The following is a 17,821-nucleotide window of genomic DNA, read 5'->3' on the forward strand; positions in this document are numbered from 1 at the left end:
CATGCTTGACTCCGCCCAAGCCAAATTGCAGGGCGCCGTACGCAAGGCGATTGCCGCGCTGACAGCATTCCTGCTGTCGATGGTATTGCTGACGGCCCTGCTCATCACCGGGTTTTACCTGTTGATTCAGGCCGCCATCCTGGCGCTGTCGCCAGTCATTGGCGAAGCGGCCGCTATGGCCTCGGTCGGAGTCTTGTGCATGTTGTTGCTGGGGGTGTTCTTCTGGCGTATGACCAGCACCCCCGGTGCCTCCGGGAAAAAGGAAGGCACGGGCTCGCGCGGCGAATCCTCAGTTGAGGCCTTGCGGGGGTTGATCCGCAATAACCCTCTGGAGGCGGCACTGACGGCCTTTGCCGTTGGTGTTGCCCAGCAAGGCGACCCACGGCTCCGGTCCCTTTTAATGAAGGGCGGCATGGAGCTGATGAAAGAAGCGGAAGCCGATGCACACTCTCAGCCCGACCCAGAATCCCAGCCCGAGTCAGCAACCGAAGATGCGGCGGCCACTGCACCCGGCAAGGCCGATCAGGAATCTGGTTCTACCCTCCGATAAATAGCCTCCAGCAAGCTGTAAGTGCCGAAGGCCACTAGCCCACGTACCGCCAGGCCGAATCGGCAGATCGGATAGGCCCAAGCCTGCACCAGCGATGGCATTTCCGGTCGCTTTAGTCATAGAGCTCCTCTGGGCCGAGTTATTTACCCAGCAATTCGCCAATTGCGCGTAGATTGACAACGTGATCACACAGGGACTTGGTGATCATCAGAATCGGGGTGGCCACAATCAGACCAATGGGGCCCCAAAGCCAGCCCCAGAACAGCAAGCCGATAAAGATGGCGACCGCGTTAAGACTGGAAATGTAACTGGTCAGCCAGGGGGTAAGCAGGTTGCCCTGAATGCTGGTAATCAGCAGTGACGTGCCTGCGATAATGATGGCGTTATCTAACGCACCAAACTGGATGAATCCGGCCACACCGGTGCCAATGAATACCAGGAACGGTCCTAAGTAGGGTACCCCGCTGGCGATACCGGCCACCACACCCCACAGGGCAGCCTGTTCGACGCCCAGGCCAAGGAACGCCAGCCAGGTCAGAACCCCAACAAACAGAGCACCGATCACCATCACGAACAGGAATCGGCGGATCTGGTGGTGCAGGTCATCCATGATTCTGGCCGCCTTGCGCATACGGCCAAATGAGGGACCCGATATCCGCACCACCTTGCGCCGGTACAGTGACCCCACAGCGAGCAGAAAATACACTAGCAGCAGCACCGAGAAGAATTGTGAGATAAGTATCAGGGCAGCAGGGGAGCCCTTGATGATGTAGGCCTGGATATCGGTGGGCTTTTCCACGATCCGCACCGGCGTGATGCCGGGCTGTGCAGATGCGGCACCCTGTTGGTTCTCGGCGGCGGTTTCCTCTATCTCCTTGGCTGCGGTTTGCGCCTTCTCCATGATGCTTTCTTCGGTGTCCCGGTTCCGAGCCTCTTTTCGCTGGAACTCCTTAATGGCCATCGGGATTTTATCCAGCATGGCCATGGTTTCCTGCTTCAGAGGAGCGCCTGCGGCAGCTCCAATGGCTATGAGTATGGTCATGACGAGGGCTGCACCCAGGGGCCGGGGAATCCGGATGCGGTCGAGCACCGACACCAGCGGATCCAGGGCGTAACTGATCAGTACGGCAACGACCAGTGGCAGCAGCACCGGTTGGGCCCAGTCGATGAAATAGAGCGTGGCAATGCCAGCGAGAACGATCAGTGCCATGCTGCGAACACTGATCGCGTCAATTAATGCGACCTGTGCCGGGCTATCTTCGTTTTTCTCCAACTCGTCTCGGGTCTTAACCCTGTTGTTTCTTCGAGTCATTATTGAGCCCTTTCGCTGCATGCGGTGTTGATGAGTTTAGCGTGCTTTGAAAAGAGTGAGCATGTTAGTGATGGCTTCGGCAGGCCTCAAGATCGCTCTCTCGGTAATTGCCAAAAATGTACAATGATTAATTGGCGGGCGGTGTTCTTTCGCATCCGCGCTTGTGTGCGGCGAAGGTCGCTTGAAGCTGTCTTTATTGGCGGAGATACGTGATAGGCTCAGTCGCACATACATTCCTATCCAATGTCGTGGAGTAACAAGAAGATCATGAGCAGCGATCCGTTAGAACAAGTTCTCGAAATGAATGGTGAAGAACGCTACGACTACTTCTTGAATGAAGTGCTTGAAGAACGTGAGATCTGGATTCTGGTCAATGGTGACAACCACTTCCTGAAGCTGGAGTCAGAAGACGAGGGCGTGGCGTATTTGCCGGTTTGGCCCAGCGCGGTATTTGCCGCAGCGTATGGCAACGATTCCGATGACCTGTCGCCCAAAAGCATTTCCCTTCCTGACTTCTTCAAGAAGTGGGTGCCCGGCCTGACCAAAGATGGCTTGGAAATCGGGGTTTTTCCGGGTGCTGATGACACCCTTTGGATCACCGAGGCTGAAGAGCTGAAGCGTGACCTTCAGGACGAGTTGTCGAACTTCTAAAGCCGCCTACACTGGGAGCAGTCCCTATTCAGGAGTAATGGCAGCATGCTGGTTTTCTCCAATCCCGTGGGCTCCGGCTCACTCTGGTTCGATAATCTGGCCACGGCCGAGGGTACGCCCGTCGGCTACGATCCCCAGGCCAGGGCCTTCCTGCCGGTACGGCCATTCTGTGCGAACCGGGAGGTCATCGGCTGCAACTGGATTGCGCCGGAAGAGGGCGCCTTTTGTCGCTCCTGTGCCATGACAGCGCTGGCGCCGGATCCGAGTATCCCCAACGCCATGCATAACTGGGCCGAAACCGAAGCCGCCAAACGCTGGGTGCTCGACAACCTGGGCCGCTGGCATTGGTTTCGCCCGGAAGATCCGGGAACCCGCCCGGTTTTCCACATGCTGGCCGAAGGCCTGACACCAGTCGCCATGGGCCATGCCAATGGCGTGGTTACCATCGGCGTAGCCGAGGCGGACCCGGTGGTGCGAACCAGCCGAAGAGAGGCTCTGCAGGAACCCTACCGGACTATGGTTGGCCACATGCGCCATGAGATCGCGCACATGCTCTGGTGGCGGCTCAGTCTTCGGGAGGATTTTCTCGAGGCCTTTCGCGAGGAGTTTGGCGACGAACGCGCGGACTATACCGCGGCACTCCAGCGTCACTATTACGATGGACCACCGCCAGACTGGCGGACGTCTTATCTTACGTCGTATGCCTCTGCTCATCCGCATGAAGACTGGGCTGAAACCGCTGCGCATCTGCTTCACCTCACGGACATTACCGACAGTGCTGTTGCCTCCGGCCTGTCATCCGAGGAAATGCCCGCGTCCCAGTGGGACCCGTATTCGGAACCAGACACTGCGCGCTTGATCAACGTGGCTGCGTCTCTGGCCATTCGCGTTAATCACATCAATCGCTCCATGGGTTTGTCGGACCTGTATCCCTTCGTTCTGTCGCAAGCGGCCCAACGAAAACTGGCGTTTGTGCACAACTGGTTACGACGAGGCGCCCAGGGACGCTGATATGTGGACAAGAACTTGCCCACAAAATCTGTGGATAACTTTGTTGGCAACGCAAGGACAGGTGCTTTGAAGCGCCTGGTACCAGGCGTTCCCGAAATGTGACCGTTAATTGACCGGTGTTGGCAAAGCTGCCGGCCACTCTGGTTTTGCGTTAGAACTCAAGACATATTTTGCCAAAGTGACGCCCGGATTCTTCGTGCCGGAAAGCGTCGGCGATATCCTCAAGCCCAAAGGAGCGATCGAGAATCGGGTGCATGTCATTGGCCTCGATCGCCCGGATCATTTCCTGTTGATGGGCGCGACTGCCCACGATCAGTCCCTGCAGGCGAGCCTGCTTGGCCATCAGCTTGGCGGTGGGCACCTCGCCCTCGCGGCCAGTCAGTACACCGATCAGTGAGATATGCCCGCCAATGCGCACAGCGTCGATGGATTCTGGCAGCGTGCCCGGGCCACCGACTTCAATGACATGATCAACACCCTCACCGTTGGTGAGTTCCTGCACCTTCGCACCCCAGGCCGGAGTGGTCTTGTAGTTGATGGTGTGGTCTGCACCCAGCTCCCGCAGTCGCGCCAACTTGTCGTCCGACGAAGAGGTCGAGATCACCGTGGCGCCCATCATCTTGGCGAACTGCAGGGCAAAAATGGAAACGCCACCGGTGCCCAGAGTCAGCACGGTATCACCGGCTTTCAGGCCACCGTTCACCACCAGTGCGCGCCAGGCGGTCAGGCCGGCGGTGGTCAGAGTCGCTGCTTCGGCGTGGCTGTAGCCTTTGGGCGCGAGGGTGAACCAGTTGGCGGGACGAATGACCAGCTCGCGGGCATAGCCATCTTCACCATCCCCGGGTGTAGTGGAGAAGTTATCGATGGGGGCAGGGCCGTCCAGCCACTGCGGGAAAAAGGTTGATACAACGTTATCGCCGGTTTTGAATTCGGTGACGCCTTCGCCCACGGCCTCAACGGTACCTGCGCCATCGGCCATGGGAATGCGGCCATCTTCGGTAGGGATGGCACCGACAACAACGGCGTAATCGTGGAAGTTCAGTGAGCTGGCACGGACGCGAACGCGAATCTCGCCCGGTCCGGGTTGGCCAGGTTCCGGAGCATCGGTCAATTGCAGTTGGTCCAGTCCGCCCGGTTTGCTCAGGGTTACGCGTTTCATTTCAGGGTACTCCCGTTTTGTCGGTTTGAAGTCAGTGAATCAGTCGCTTATTCCAAGACTACAGATGGAGTGGGTAACTGGATCATTCAACCCTGCTCCTCCAGATTCTGGCGCTTGAGAAAGGCCTGCAGGATCAGGGGATGAATTACCAGGGTGTACAGGCACAGCACCAGCGCCAGGCACAGCATGTATTCGCGGTAAATGTAGTCCTCGGGCAGCATCAGTAGTAGGGCGACGGAGACGGCGCCACGCAGGCCGCCCAGCACCAAAACGTGCTGCCAGGCCATGGGGACCGTGTTCTTGCTCAGTTTTAGCAGCAGGCTGCCACCGTAGATGACCAGCATTCGGGCCAGCAGCAGCATGGCAATGCTTCCGGGGATTAGCCAGGTGAAGGGGAACTCGTGCCGGCCCACGGTAACGCCGAGGGCAAAAAATAGGATGCCGCCGGCCAGCTGACTGATGTAATCCCAGAAGCCGACGAAAAACTCCGGGTGTCCCGCTATGGGTGTCGCTGGTTTGGTTTCGTCAGAAGCGGCGGGCCGGCGTTGGAACACGAACATCCAGGCGGCAAACATCACCGTGATCACACCTGAGACGTGCAGCAGTTCTTCGGCTATCAGAAAGCCCCCGTACACCAGCGCCAGGGTTATCGAGATGCCGGAAAACTGATTTTGCACTGACCAATACCGGATCAGACGTCCGGCACACCAGCCCAGGGCCGAGCCGAGCAACACGGCAACCACAACCATCCAGCCAAAGGTTAGGGCTGTGTCGGTGAGGCTGAAGGTCTCCATGCCGATCACCAGCGATGCCATGGTAAAGAACAGCAGAATGGCAGTGCCGTCGTTGAACAGGGATTCGCCCTCGATCAGTGCGGCAAGCTTATGAGGCACGTGGAAGCGTTGGAAAATGGCGGATACTGCTGAGGGATCGGTGGCGGCGACTGCCGCAGCAAACAGCAGGGCATCGGCCAGGGGCAGCACGGTCACGGCGTACAGTGGCAAACCGATCAGAAAGAGGGTGCAGAGCACGCCCACGGTGGCGAACAGCAGGATTGGTCGGCCTTCCGCTTTCAAGTGCTGGGGTGACAGCTCACGGGCGCTGGAAAAAATCAGCGCGGGCAACAGCAGCAGGATCACCAGATCCGGAGATAGCTCCAGTATCGGCAACGAGGGGACCGATTTCAGGGTCAGGCCATAGAGCAGGCCAGCAATCAGTATCCACGATTCTGCCGGCAGGCGGGATGACCGCGCAAACACCCGAAGCGCCGCCAGCACCAGCAGCAACACCGCAAACCCGCCGAGTGTTTCGGGGAAGCTGGCGTGGGTTTCCATCAGCTCTGCCCTCCCTGTCCTGGGTTTATTATTCCGCGATGACCCGCTTGAACCACTCCACGCCGAATCGAACCCCAAATCCCTGGATGTCCGAGGGGATGTGCGCCAGCCCGCCCTTGTGCGTGCCGGTGGACGCCATGTCGACGTGGAGCCAGCCCACGTCTTTATCCACAAAGCGTCCGAGGAACCGCGCGGCATATATGTGATCGCCTGCGCCAGCGGTCCGGCATTGCAGGGTGTCGGCGACCTCGGATTTCAGATCGTCGTCATAATCATCCTCGTAGGGAAATGGCCACACCCGTTCCCCGCAATGTTCACCGGCCTGAATGATGGGCTCCACCCAGTGCCGCCGATTGGTGAGGGCGCCGGCCATGCGGTTGCCAAGGCTTGAGACCACAGCCCCGGTAAGGGTGGCGTAGTCGAGGATGGCGCGCGGTGGTTTCCGGCAGGCCAGGGCCAGGGTATCGGCCAATACCATGCGGCCCTCGGCATCGGTATTGATCAATTCAATAGTGGTGCCATTGAGGGCGGTCACCACGTCGTTGCATTTCACGGCCCTTGAGCCGATGTGGTTCTCGGCCAGCGCCAGCCAGCAGTCCACCGGTGCCGGGAAGTTAAGCCGGGTGAGGGCCAGCAAGGTTCCCAACGCGACCGCGCTGCCCTGCATGTCGCCGTGCATGCCCAGCATACTGCCGCCAGTCTTGAGGTTGCTGCCGCCGGTGTCGAAACAGATCCCCTTGCCAACCAGGGCCAGTGGCCGCTCCTCGGCGCCGGTCAGGCGATATCTTAGTTGCAGTATGCCCGCATCCCGGTTCGGGCTGGCTTGAACCACCGACAAAAAAGCGCCTGCCTCCATGCGCTCCAACTGGTCGCAATCGTAGAATTCGGCCTCCCAGCCTTCCTGTTGTGCCAGTGCCTGGGCGTACTCCCGGTAAATCCTGGGGGTCAGGTAATTGCCCGGCAACTGAGTCAGCCAGCGTGCAAGGTTGTTGCCCTCGGCGGTTGCCTTGGCGTAGCGAAAGTCGGCGGCTTCAAACTCACCAAAGAAGTTCATGACGGCCAGTGGAGGCTTGTCCTCGGGCTTGTCCGAGAGTTTTGGCAGCGGGAACAGAGCTGCGTAGGCGGCCGAAACCAGGGCTTCAGCCAGGATGCAGGCGGTCTCGGGCTGATCAAGCATTGAGATCACGTTGACTTTGCGACAGCGCTCTGCCATCAACGGCGCGAGCAGGGCTCGGGCTTGGCTCAGGGCCTTGAAGCCCCGAACATCCTCTGACACAAAGCCGATGCTGGTGCGGGTGCCTCGGGGGCCAGAAATCAGTATCGGATTGGCGGATGTCGGGAAATCGGCCAGGCGCAGTTTCAGGTAATCCGCCCAAGGCGCCTTGTCCATAACTTGCCGGTGCTGGTCAGGGATCAGCAGTATCAATCCCACGCCGGTATCGAAATCCCAGGAGGCAGGAATACGGTGGTCCACATCCAGTTTCAGGTCCGGTAACTTGGGGAGTTCAGGCTTCATGGCGGGGTGCTCCAAACGGTTTCGAGTGCAGCCTCGTTTAAGGATAGTTGTATTCCCCGGGAATACCTCAGCGCCCAAAAAGATCCCTTGAGCGGGCTGTGAATTGCGCTAGTCTTGGAAGATCTTCTTTATCCCGGAGCATCCCGTCATGGCGATCACTGAGTCTTCTGATTGCGATCTCATTTTCTATACCAACCCCATGTCTCGTGGGCGCATTGTGCGCTGGATGCTGGAAGAGATCGGCGCCGACTATCGCCAGGTCCTGCTCGCCTATGAAACCGACATGAAGGCCGATGACTATCTCGCCATCAATCCCATGGGTAAGGTGCCGGCCCTGGTTCACCGTGGCCAGGTGGTAACCGAATCTGCCGCCATTTGTGCCTATCTCGCCGATGCCTTCCCGGAGGCAGGCCTGGCGCCTGACCTGACTGACCGGGCGGCCTATTACCGGTGGCTGTTCTTTGCCGCGGGCCCGCTGGAGGCGGCGGTAATGGACCGGGTGCTCAAGGCCGAAGTCACCAGCGATCTGGAGAAAATGGTCGGCTACGGCACTTACGACCGCACTATTGATACCCTGGTGCAGGCGGTTTCAGACAACGCTTACATCGCCGGTTCCCGATTCACGGCGGCGGACGTCTACGTCGGCTCTCACATCATGTGGGGGATGGAGTTCGAGTCGATACCAAAACGACCGGAGTTCGAGGCGTACGTGGAAAGGCTGGCAAGTCGGCCCGCTCTGGCGGCGGCAAAGACACTGGACGACAATCTTATCCCCCAGTGAATGACGGCGGTCATTAACTGTCCAAGAACCGCCGGCGCCCTGTTCTCGTGGGCTGGGGCGCTCTGTCCTTGCTCTGCTAACACAGTTATCCACAGTTTTTGTGGGTAATCATGGCGCTGTTGAAAAGGCCTCCTTGTGTTATTGACACCATATGTTGGCCGCTTCGGCCACGTTATGGTGACATAGGTCACCAGTTGTGGCGTGGGATTGTCATCGCATATTAGCCTGGTCCCCGTGCAGACTCTCGGTTTTAAACAAAAGCGAACCTTAGATACTGGCGTGATCCGGGGCTTTTTCGAAGAGTCATTCGGCACATATTAGGCTCTCAGTTTCGCCAAAAATGCGGCGAGAACATCACAAAGACGCTGAGCAGTTCCAATCTCCCCAGCAACATGGCCACCATCAAAACCCATTTGGCTGGGTCCGGCAAGGTTTGAAAATTACCGGCCGGACCAATAGTGTCACCCAGTCCTGGCCCAACGTTCGCCAGTGCGGTGGCTGCACCACTGAGACTTGTTGTCAGGTCGAGCCCCAATAACGCCAGGATGGATGCAACGACTGCCAGCGTCGCCAAAAATATGAAAGAGAAGGCGACGCTGGAGGCCACGATTTCATCGCTAATGATCCGTCCGTTGTAGTGTCTTGCGATCACCGCATTCGGATGGAGCAGCCTCAATACCTGCTCCCGCAGTAGCAACATGGATAACTGAAAGCGAAAGATCTTCATGCCGCCACTGGTTGAGCCTGAACACCCTCCCACAAATGTTAGAAAGAAGAAAAGCACCACCACAAAGGGGCCCCAAAGTGAGTAGTCCTGCGACGCATAGCCCGTGGTTGTGACAACCGATGTCACGTTAAACAGCGCGTGAACAAATGCATCGACTGGAAACGTGCCCTCTTTTACGATGCGGTATAGCGAAATCAGGCAGGCAATCAGAAGAAGAAACTTCAGGAAGAAATGAACCTGCTGGTCACGCAGCAGAGGCTGTGAGTGGCCATAAAGCATCCTCACAAACAGAAAGAAAGGGACACCTCCGAGCATCATAAACAGACTCGATGCAAAAAGAATGGAGAGTTCGTCAAACTGCCCCATTGAGCTGTCTGATGTGGAGTACCCTCCTGTAGAAACCGTGGTCAAGGCATGATTTACCGCATTAAACAGGTCCATCCCTAGTAACCAATAAGTAAAGATGCAGCTAAACGTCAGTGCCAGGTAGCTGAATACGAGGCCGCGGGCCAGACGATTGGTGCGCGGTACCGCCTTCTCCGTCCACTCGGACGATTCAGTGGCAAACAGCCGCATACCACCAATTCTAAGGAATGGCAGGATCGCCACGGCCATGCCAATGATTCCAATACCTCCCATCCATTGCATGATGGACCGCCACAGCAATATGTCCCCCGGGAGCTTATCGAGACCACTCATAACCGTGGAACCGGTCGTTGTTACCCCGGAGATACTCTCGAAAAAAGCGTCCGTCACGCTAAGCGTGAGATCGCTCAACAGCAACGGCAGGCTTGAGAATAATGGAATGACAATCCAGGCCGAGACAGTGAGAATGAACATCTGCCGCTGTTTCAGGGCATGCCGACGCTTGCCCCCGGCGCTGAAAAAACACACCACACCAACGCCAAAACATATACATGCCGATTTAACGAAAGCGAGCCAATCGGGCGTATCACCGAACATCAGCAGGTTCACCGGCAAGGTCATCAAAAAACTCAGGAGAATCAGCAAGAAGCCAAGTATTTGGATGACAGGAAAAACATTAAACAGAGCCATCATCAGGATCGCCCAGACCGTTCAAGTATGATTTTCGCCAACACACAGCCGATGACGGCTCCCGTTAATTGCGCATAAGTTGAAAACCCCGCGTAAAGCAGTTCCGCTCTCGTATGAGTCTCGACATAATCACCCGGAAGTGCCGCGAGAGTGGCAATGCCTGCAAAGAGGAATCCCCACTTTGCACTGTATACCCATGCAAAAAAGACGACTGGTGCCAGATAGGGGAATATGGAAGTCACTGGCTGAGAAGCCTGTCTATTCGCCACAGCCAAAAAGCCGAGCCAAGCCAGCGCAATCACTAAATGGCCCAAAAAGCCAGGTTTTAATCGATAGAATCCCATCGCCGACAAGCCCTGCTCTCGACCAAATTTGCCTCAGACCGCGTAAGGAGATCACATTCGGGGTGGAATTAGGACGGTGCAAAGCCAATTTTTACGGTATTTTTACGGCACGGAGGACACGGCCATCAAAGGTGTATGAGAAGATTTCTTCCATTAGCCAGTAACCGATATCGGAACCGCACCCATGATTGAGCAACAACAGTTCATTGTCATTGGCCTTGGCGTGTTTGGGGCAACGATCGCACGCGAGTTAACTCGCCTCGGCCACGAAGTGCTGGGTATTGATTCGGACGAACAGCGGGTTGATCGATTGGCAGACGAAATTACTCACGCAGTAATTGCCGATGTCACCGATGAGAGCACGCTCATTGAATTGAATGCTGGCAGCTATGATGCGGCCATTGTGGCAATCGGCAGAAACGTCGAAGCCACCATGTTGGCGACCCTGCAGCTCCGGGAACTTGGCGTAAAGAAAGTCTGGGCCAAGGCGCTGACAAATCAGCACCATCGTATTTTAGAAAGGCTTGGAGCAACCCGCATCATTGCACCGGAATTCGAGATGGGTGTCCGGATTTCTCAGGAACTGAACTATCCGATGGTGCATGATTACCTGGGGCTGGATGATGACTATTTCATCGTGGATTTTCACACCACAGAAGACCTCGTTGGCAAGACCATCGGAGAGGTCATCAACGGCGAGCCGGTTGAAGCGTTGGTGGTGAAGCGTATGAAGGAGGCGCACCCCCATCCGGACCATTCCTGGAAGATCCGAAAAGGCGACAGGATAGTCCTCGGTGGCCAGCTCGAAGACCTGAGGGACCTGGTTAACCATCTATGAGAATCCATTTTCTGGATCTGGTTTCCTATGGTGCCAGGGGCGAACCTTCTTCAAAAGGAAGCATGAACCCACCCCGACTCCTACTTGAGTCGTTTCTGGTTCTCATCGCTCTTGGCGCGTGTCTGCTCAAATTGCCCTTTGCGACCGTTGAGCCTGTGACCTGGATGGAGGCGGCCTTTACCGCGACCTCGGCAGTCACCGTGACGGGTCTGGTGGTGGTAGATACAGGGAGCCAGTACACCCTGTTCGGACAGTTGGTGATACTGGCACTGATCCAGCTGGGCGGGCTGGGATTGATGACATTCGCCGTACTCACCGCCCTCGCCTTGGGTTTCAAGATGAGTCTCCAGCAGCAGATGGTCGCGCAGGAGGCCTTCAATGAAATCTCACTACAGACAGCCAGACGAGCCAGCGGGTCGATAGCCGTATTTGCATTGACGGCGGAAGCTATCGGCTTTTTGCTGCTCGGCGTGTTTTTTGTCCCGGAGCTGGGGTGGTCCGACGGTCTTTACCAGGCCCTGTTCTACACAATCTCAGCGTTCAACAATGCCGGTTTTGCTCTGTCGCCAGATAGCCTTTCTGCCTACGTTGACCATCCAGGCATCAGTCTGTCCGTGACGGCCCTGTTTATCACTGGCGGGCTGGGCTATATCGTCGTCATGGAGCTCTTTGACAAGCGCTGCTGGTCGCGGCTGTCGGTTTACGTCAAAGTCATTCTGTTGGCTACCCTGCTGCTAAACCTTTTCGCCACCGGCGCCATTCTGCTACTTGAATTTGGCAATCCAGCCACTCTTGGGGCACTGAACAGCTTCTGGGACAAGCTCTTGGCCGCCTGGTTTCAAGGTGTGACACCCAGAACAGCTGGCTTTAATACCCTTGATATTGGCTCTTTAACCGCCGGCAGCAGTGTGCTGATGTTGCTTCTGATGTTCATCGGTGGTGCCCCGAACTCCACCGCCAGTGGCATTAAAATCTCCTCATTCGTTATCATGATCGCTGCAACCCGCTCGTTTTTACGGGGCAATCTGAACATCAGTTTTTTCAACCGCTCCCTGGGTCGCGAAACGGTGCTCAAAGCCCTCGCCACGGCAACCATTGGGATGGCAGTCGTGTTTTTGGGTGTTCTGTCACTGAGTATTCTGGTTGAGGATGAATTTCTGGATATCGCCTTCGAGGTGGTTTCTGCGTTCGGCACCGTCGGTCTCTCGCGGGGTACGACGGGCGAACTGGGCACGGCAGGCCAATTGATCATCATGGCAGTCATGTTGATCGGCCGCCTTGGCCCACTTACTTTGGGCTATACCCTGACAGTGCGCAGGAAATCCCGCGTTCGCTATGCGAAAACTGAGTTCCCGGTGGGTTGATCAGGAGCAGAACCTGCCTGTCTCAATCCACAGCGATCCCCTCAATGGCATGCCAAGCCTCGGTCGATGTTTCGCTGAGTTGGTTGTTTTCCTCGTCGATGAATAATGCAGCGATATTGTGCCGATCAGCGACTGCCTGCCCTTCCGTCGCTCCGAGGCACAGTAAAGCTGTGGACCAGGCATCTGCCCAGGCAGGGTCTTGATCAATGACCGTGACAGATACCGTCGAATGGCTGACGGGCCAACCTGTCCGCGCGTCCAACACATGGCTGTAGCGCTGGCCCTGATCGTCGAAGTAATGGCGGTAGGTGCCCGACGTCATAACCGATAGCGGAGCATCACTGCGAATCGTTATCACCTTATGGATAGACCGCTTTTCGGGTGTTGGTCGCTCAATGGCAACCCGCCAGGGTTCTCCGCCTGGCTTGTGGCCTCGGGTTTTCAGTTCACCGCCCAGTTCCACCAGATAGTGTTCGATGCCCGCGGACTCCAGCACCTCAGCCATCTTTTTTACGGTATATCCCTGCGCGATCGACGACAGATCAACCTGCAGATCGGGAACGGATTTAGCAAGGGTGTTGTTCGACCTTGCGACTACGTGGTTGCTGCCAACGATCTGTAGCTGATTACGCAGCTCAGTCTCCGAAGGAACGGAAACCTGCTGACCACTGAACCCCCAGAGATCAAAGACAGGCTTTATCGTCAGGTCATAGCACCCATGACTGGCCTTGGTCACCTCTCGTGCCTTTTCAATCAGGTTTACGATTTCAGGTCCGACTTCCAGGACCTCGGAGGCACCGGCGTGGTTAAAACGCTCAATCACACTGTCCGACCGGTAGTTGGACATCAGTGCATCGACTCGCGCCAGCTCTGCGCCTACGTCTTGTCGGATTGTCTCGGCGTCTGCGCTGCCCGGATTCCAGAAGGTCACATGCCAGGTCGTCCCTTGTGCGGGACCGCTCAATTTGGTCAGACCGGGCGGCTGGTTACAGCCTCCCAGTGCCAGAGTCAGAAAGCTGAATAGCAGCACCCTCCTAAGGCGCCAACTCGAAAGCATGCAACCGGGATTTAGAGACAGCAAAAACATCGAACACCTCTGAATAGCGACCCTGTGTTGCGCAGAGTCTACCTTTCCGGACGTTTTTGGTGGGGAGAGAACCTTATTTTTTAACGCTTTTTTTACGCCCCGCCGCTGTTATGGTCATCGAATTTTTACGCCACACCGCAGCACCATGGAAGCACACCCACTGAGGGAGACTTAGCGTGTCTACTTTCCTGTTAATTGTTTCTGTTGCGGTCGGCGACTACCTGGTAGCCGCCCTGCTCTGGCCCGAGAGGTTCTGACCATGGCACTGATTGGCATTGGCATCATTCTGGGGCTGTTTGGCCTGTGTTTCCTGTTCATTGATCTGGAGGAACGGCTGTGAACGAGGTCATCGTTATCTATGCGGTCACGCTCTTGCTGGCGTGGCCACTGGGCAAGTACATCGCGGGCGTATTTAACGGATCCAGGGGGGCGGCGGGTGCTGTCTTTCTGCCGGTTGAGAACGGCCTGTATCGACTGTTTGGCGTTAATCCTGCCCGGCCGATGAGTTGGCAGGGTTACGGGAAATCCCTGCTGAAACTTCACCTTATGCTGGGGCTGATCGTCTTCGGCCTGCTGATGGCCCAGGGCTTTCTTTTTCTGAACCCGGACAACATCGACGGCATGAGCTGGGACCTGGCGTTGCATACGGCGGTCTCGTTCCTGACCAACACCAATCAGCAGCATTACTCGGGGCAGGCGCAGCTGAGTTACCTGGCCCACACCTTTGGCATCGTGACGCTTCAGGTGTTCACACCGGCGGCGGGCATGGCGGCACTAGTGGCTATCGTGCGAACCCTGCTGGGCCGGTCTGACGAAAAGAAGCAGCCGGCCGGAGATGGCGCGGTGTCTGTCGGTAATTTCTACGAAGACATCACCCGGGCCATTGTTCGGGTCATGCTGCCGGTCGCCGCTGTGGTTGCGCTGATCATTGCCTCCCAGGGGGTCCCAAACAGCTATGAAGGCGCCCGCACAGCCATTCCCCTGGACCAGACCGCCGGGATGGAAGAGCAGAACATCCCGATCGGGCCGGTGGCACCGATGGTGGCCATCAAGCAGGTCGGTACCAACGGCGGTGGTTGGTATGGCCCCAATTCCAGTGTTCCCCTGGAAAACCCGACCCCTGTGAGCAACTTTGTTCAGACAGTTTCCATTGTCCTGATTCCTGCCGCCCTGGTCTTTGCCCTTGGCTTCATGAGCGGTCGGCGACGGCTTGCCATGGTGGTGATGGGCGTGATGGTTGCGATGTCTGTTTCTCTCACCTCTGTTGCCATCTGGTCTGAGAATCAGCCAAACGCCGCCTTCTCTGGACTGGCCGCCGAAGGTCCGAACCTTGAAGGTAAGGAAGTCCGGTTTGGTGCGACCGCAACCGCACTTTGGGGGAGCTGGACCACCCAGACCTCAAACGGCTCTGTGAATGGCATGCACGACAGCTTCAACCCGATCGGCGGCATGATCCCGATGATCGACATGTTCATCAATGTGACCTTCGGAGGTATTGGCGTTGGGCTGATCGGCTACCTGCTGTTCCTGCTGTTGGCTGCGTTTCTGGGCTCCCTGATGATCGGTCGTGCCCCGGAAATTGCCGGCAAGGCCCTGGAAACCCGGGAAATGAAGCTGGTCTGTATCGCCCTGTTGATCCAGCCTCTGCTGATTCTGGGATTCAGCGCCGTCACGGTTGCCTTCCCGGCGCTGACCGGTAACTCCAATCCCGGCTTCCACGGCATCAGTCAGGTCATTTACGAGTACACCTCAGCGTTTGCCAATAACGGCTCCGGCTTTGAAGGGCTCGGTGACAACACCGTTTGGTGGAACGTGACCTGTGCTATCAACCTGGCCCTCGGTCGCTTCATTCCCATTCTGGCACCACTGGCGATTGCCGCATCACTGGCGGCCAAACGCTCCGCTCCGGAAGGTCGCGGTAGCCTGGCCATCGACACGCCCACCTTTGGGCTGATGACCCTGGCGGTGATTGTGATGTTTACCCTGCTGAGCTTTATGCCGGTGCTAATTCTTGGCCCGATTGCAGAAGCCCTGGCTCTGATGTCCTGAGTGGAGAACGATGATGTCCAAGCAAACCCCTAAAATGACTGACTCACTTGATCTGGGCACAGTTGTCGGCCAGTCCATCAAGCGGCTGAACCCAAAAGATCTGGCCCGTAATCCGGTCATGATGGTGGTCGGTATCGGAACGGTAATCACGTTCCTGCTGGGCCTGAGTAATCTGGCCCAGGGTGCGCCCGCCGGCCTGGATTTCGCGATCAGCGGAATCCTGTTATTCACCGTACTTTTCGCCAACGGTGCCGAATCCGTAGCGGAAGCTCGCGGCAAGGCCCAAGCCGGTGCTCTCAGAGCCACCCGGAAAGACCTGAAAGCCCGCAAGCTCGATGGCGATCAGCAAAAGGAAGTGGCGGCGACGGACTTGCGCCGTGGCGACCGCGTGCTGGTCAAACCTAATGAGCTGATCCCTGCCGACGGCGAAATCGTCACCGGTGCTGCAACCATCAACGAATCCGCAGTGACCGGGGAATCGGCTCCCGTGCTCAGGGAGGCGCGCACTGATAACAGCGGTGTCAGCGCGGGCACCAAAGTGTTATCCGATGAGATCGTGATCGAAGTCACCGTTGATCCGGGCAATTCACTGCTGGACCGTATGATTGCCCTGGTCGAAGGTGCCAAGCGTCAGAAGACACCCAGTGAACTGGCCTTGTCGGTCTTGCTGGCCGCCATGACTCTGGTATTTCTGATTGTTGTTGTGACTCTCGTGCCCTTCGGCGGGTTTGTGGGTGCAACCCCGTCCTATTCGGTGCTGGTTGCACTGTTGGTCTGCCTGATTCCCACAACCATCGGCGGCCTGCTTCCAGCCATCGGCATTGCCGGAATGGACCGGGCCATGCGTGCAAACGTCATTGCCAAATCCGGCAAAGCCGTGGAAGTGGCCGGCTCTATCGACACATTGCTGCTGGATAAGACCGGCACCATCACGCTGGGTGATCGCAAGGCAACAGCCTTTGAGCCTGTTCGGGGCGTGGCACCGGGGACTCTGAGGGATGCCGCGCTGCTGACTTCGCTGGCTGATCCGACCCCCGAGGGCAAATCCGTGGTAGCTCTGGCCCGCGATAAGGGCTCGGACGCCGAAGCGTCTGAGGGAACCGAGTTCATCGAGTTCTCTGCCAACACACGTATGTCTGGAGTGGACCTGCCGGATGGCCGGATTCTTCGCAAAGGCGCGACCGATGCGATTCGCAAATTTGTCACGGAAAACGGCGGCAACTACCCGCAGGAAACAGACAACCTGGTCGACAGGGTTGCCAAAAACGGCGCTACTCCGCTGGTGGTTGCTGAGGGCAACCGCGTACTCGGGGTGATTGCCCTGTCGGATGTCATCAAATCCGGCATCAAGGAGCGCTTTGCCAAATTGCGGGACATGGGCGTGAAAACAGTGATGATCACCGGCGACAACCCGGTGACTGCAGCGGCAATCGCAGCAGAGGCGGGTGTTGATGATTTTGTGGCCGAGGCAACACCGGAGCAGAAACTCGACATCATCCGCAAGGAGCAGGCCGAGGGCCGCATGGTGGCCATGATGGGGGATGGCACCAACGATGCACCGGCCCTGGCCCAGGCTGATCTTGGCCTGGCGATGAATTCCGGAACCCAGGCGGCAAAGGAAGCCGGCAACATGGTGGATCTGGATTCCGACCCCGGGAAGCTGCTCGCCGTCGTTGAAATTGGCAAGCAACTGCTGATCACAAGGGGCTCGCTGACCACTTTCTCGCTGGCTAACGACGTCGCCAAGTACTTCGCCATACTGCCAGCCCTGTTTGTGACCAGTCTGCCGGCACTGGACGCTCTGAACGTGCTGGATCTTGAGAGCCCTATGAGTGCGGTACTCGCAGCCACCATATTCAACGCACTGATCATACCGGCGCTGATTCCGTTCGCTCTGAAAGGTGTTCAATTCAAGCCAGCGAGCGCAACCCAGCTGTTGCGACGCAACCTTCTGATCTTCGGATTGGGTGGCCTTTTGCTGCCGTTCGCGGCTATCAAGGCGCTGGATCTGATGCTCACCGTGGTTATCTGAGGAGACCGAC

16 protein-coding genes are annotated in these 17,821 nt (G+C 57.2%); 9 read left to right on the forward strand and 7 right to left on the reverse strand.

Annotated elements, in window-relative coordinates; genetic code table 11:
• Window position 1: 1 nt before the first annotated feature.
• Window positions 2-550 carry a hypothetical protein gene (locus FCS96_RS04745; RefSeq protein ID WP_212747037.1) on the forward strand — a complete coding sequence of 183 codons (549 nt, stop codon included), beginning with the start codon at window positions 2-4 and terminating at the stop codon, window positions 548-550.
• Window positions 551-689: 139 nt separating this feature from the next.
• On the opposite strand, the gene FCS96_RS04750 is transcribed toward FCS96_RS04745, so the two are convergent.
• Window positions 690-1,862, reverse strand: coding sequence for an AI-2E family transporter (locus tag FCS96_RS04750; RefSeq protein WP_138439064.1), 1,173 nt, complete (start codon window positions 1,860-1,862; stop codon window positions 690-692).
• Window positions 1,863-2,129: 267 nt separating this feature from the next.
• Here FCS96_RS04750 and FCS96_RS04755 point away from each other — a divergent pair, with 267 nt between their 5' ends.
• Window positions 2,130-2,513 carry a DUF2750 domain-containing protein gene (locus FCS96_RS04755; RefSeq protein ID WP_138439065.1) on the forward strand — a complete coding sequence of 128 codons (384 nt, stop codon included), beginning with the start codon at window positions 2,130-2,132 and terminating at the stop codon, window positions 2,511-2,513.
• A 45-nt stretch (window positions 2,514-2,558) separates the two neighbouring features.
• The gene (locus FCS96_RS04760; protein WP_138439066.1) at window positions 2,559-3,524 is read left to right on the forward strand and encodes a zinc-binding metallopeptidase family protein; all 966 of its coding nucleotides are present in this window, start codon (window positions 2,559-2,561) and stop codon (window positions 3,522-3,524) included.
• 151 nt (window positions 3,525-3,675) lie between these two features.
• Here the strand turns inward: FCS96_RS04760 and FCS96_RS04765 are convergent, their stop codons facing one another.
• From FCS96_RS04765 to FCS96_RS04775, 3 genes are all read right to left on the reverse strand, one after another.
• Window positions 3,676-4,683 carry a zinc-dependent alcohol dehydrogenase family protein gene (locus FCS96_RS04765; RefSeq protein ID WP_138439067.1) on the reverse strand — a complete coding sequence of 336 codons (1,008 nt, stop codon included), beginning with the start codon at window positions 4,681-4,683 and terminating at the stop codon, window positions 3,676-3,678.
• Between the two features lie 86 nt (window positions 4,684-4,769).
• Window positions 4,770-6,017 carry a cation:proton antiporter gene (locus tag FCS96_RS04770; protein ID WP_138439068.1) on the reverse strand — a complete coding sequence of 416 codons (1,248 nt, stop codon included), beginning with the start codon at window positions 6,015-6,017 and terminating at the stop codon, window positions 4,770-4,772.
• 28 nt (window positions 6,018-6,045) lie between these two features.
• Window positions 6,046-7,533 carry a M17 family metallopeptidase gene (locus FCS96_RS04775; protein ID WP_138439069.1) on the reverse strand — a complete coding sequence of 496 codons (1,488 nt, stop codon included), beginning with the start codon at window positions 7,531-7,533 and terminating at the stop codon, window positions 6,046-6,048.
• A 148-nt stretch (window positions 7,534-7,681) separates the two neighbouring features.
• On the opposite strand from FCS96_RS04775, the gene FCS96_RS04780 reads away from it, so the two are divergent.
• A complete protein-coding gene (locus FCS96_RS04780; RefSeq protein ID WP_138439070.1) occupies window positions 7,682-8,314 on the forward strand; it encodes a glutathione S-transferase family protein in 633 nt (210 codons plus the stop codon).
• A 325-nt stretch (window positions 8,315-8,639) separates the two neighbouring features.
• Here FCS96_RS04780 and FCS96_RS04785 read toward each other — a convergent pair whose 3' ends face one another.
• Window positions 8,640-10,097 (reverse strand): TrkH family potassium uptake protein, encoded by a 1,458-nt coding sequence (locus FCS96_RS04785; RefSeq protein ID WP_323053723.1) that lies wholly within the window; start codon window positions 10,095-10,097, stop codon window positions 8,640-8,642.
• Window positions 10,098-10,099: 2 nt separating this feature from the next.
• Entirely contained in the window at window positions 10,100-10,450 is a 351-nt protein-coding gene (locus FCS96_RS04790; RefSeq protein WP_138439071.1) for a hypothetical protein, read from the reverse strand.
• A 175-nt stretch (window positions 10,451-10,625) separates the two neighbouring features.
• Here FCS96_RS04790 and FCS96_RS04795 point away from each other — a divergent pair, with 175 nt between their 5' ends.
• Entirely contained in the window at window positions 10,626-11,279 is a 654-nt protein-coding gene (locus tag FCS96_RS04795; protein ID WP_138439072.1) for a potassium channel family protein, read from the forward strand.
• Window positions 11,276-12,643 carry a TrkH family potassium uptake protein gene (locus FCS96_RS04800; protein ID WP_171040669.1) on the forward strand — a complete coding sequence of 456 codons (1,368 nt, stop codon included), beginning with the start codon at window positions 11,276-11,278 and terminating at the stop codon, window positions 12,641-12,643. Before FCS96_RS04795 ends, FCS96_RS04800 begins: the two co-directional genes overlap by 4 nt.
• A gap of 22 nt (window positions 12,644-12,665) precedes the next feature.
• Here the strand turns inward: FCS96_RS04800 and FCS96_RS04805 are convergent, their stop codons facing one another.
• Window positions 12,666-13,730, reverse strand: a complete 1,065-nt coding sequence (locus tag FCS96_RS04805; protein WP_323053721.1) for an FAD:protein FMN transferase — start codon at window positions 13,728-13,730, stop codon at window positions 12,666-12,668.
• A gap of 176 nt (window positions 13,731-13,906) precedes the next feature.
• Between FCS96_RS04805 and kdpF the strand changes: the two genes are divergently transcribed.
• The 3 genes from kdpF to kdpB all read left to right on the forward strand — a co-directional run bounded on the left by kdpF (window position 13,907) and on the right by kdpB (window position 17,811).
• The gene (kdpF, locus tag FCS96_RS20340) at window positions 13,907-13,987 is read left to right on the forward strand and encodes a K(+)-transporting ATPase subunit F (protein ID WP_138439648.1); all 81 of its coding nucleotides are present in this window, start codon (window positions 13,907-13,909) and stop codon (window positions 13,985-13,987) included.
• Window positions 13,988-14,066: 79 nt separating this feature from the next.
• Entirely contained in the window at window positions 14,067-15,779 is a 1,713-nt protein-coding gene (gene kdpA, locus FCS96_RS04815) for a potassium-transporting ATPase subunit KdpA (protein WP_138439074.1), read from the forward strand.
• A 10-nt stretch (window positions 15,780-15,789) separates the two neighbouring features.
• The gene (gene kdpB, locus FCS96_RS04820; protein ID WP_407658058.1) at window positions 15,790-17,811 is read left to right on the forward strand and encodes a potassium-transporting ATPase subunit KdpB; all 2,022 of its coding nucleotides are present in this window, start codon (window positions 15,790-15,792) and stop codon (window positions 17,809-17,811) included.
• Window positions 17,812-17,821 lie beyond the last annotated feature (10 nt).

The organism is Marinobacter alexandrii (assembly GCF_005871205.1).
Classification (GTDB): Bacteria; Pseudomonadota; Gammaproteobacteria; order Pseudomonadales; family Oleiphilaceae; genus Marinobacter; species Marinobacter alexandrii.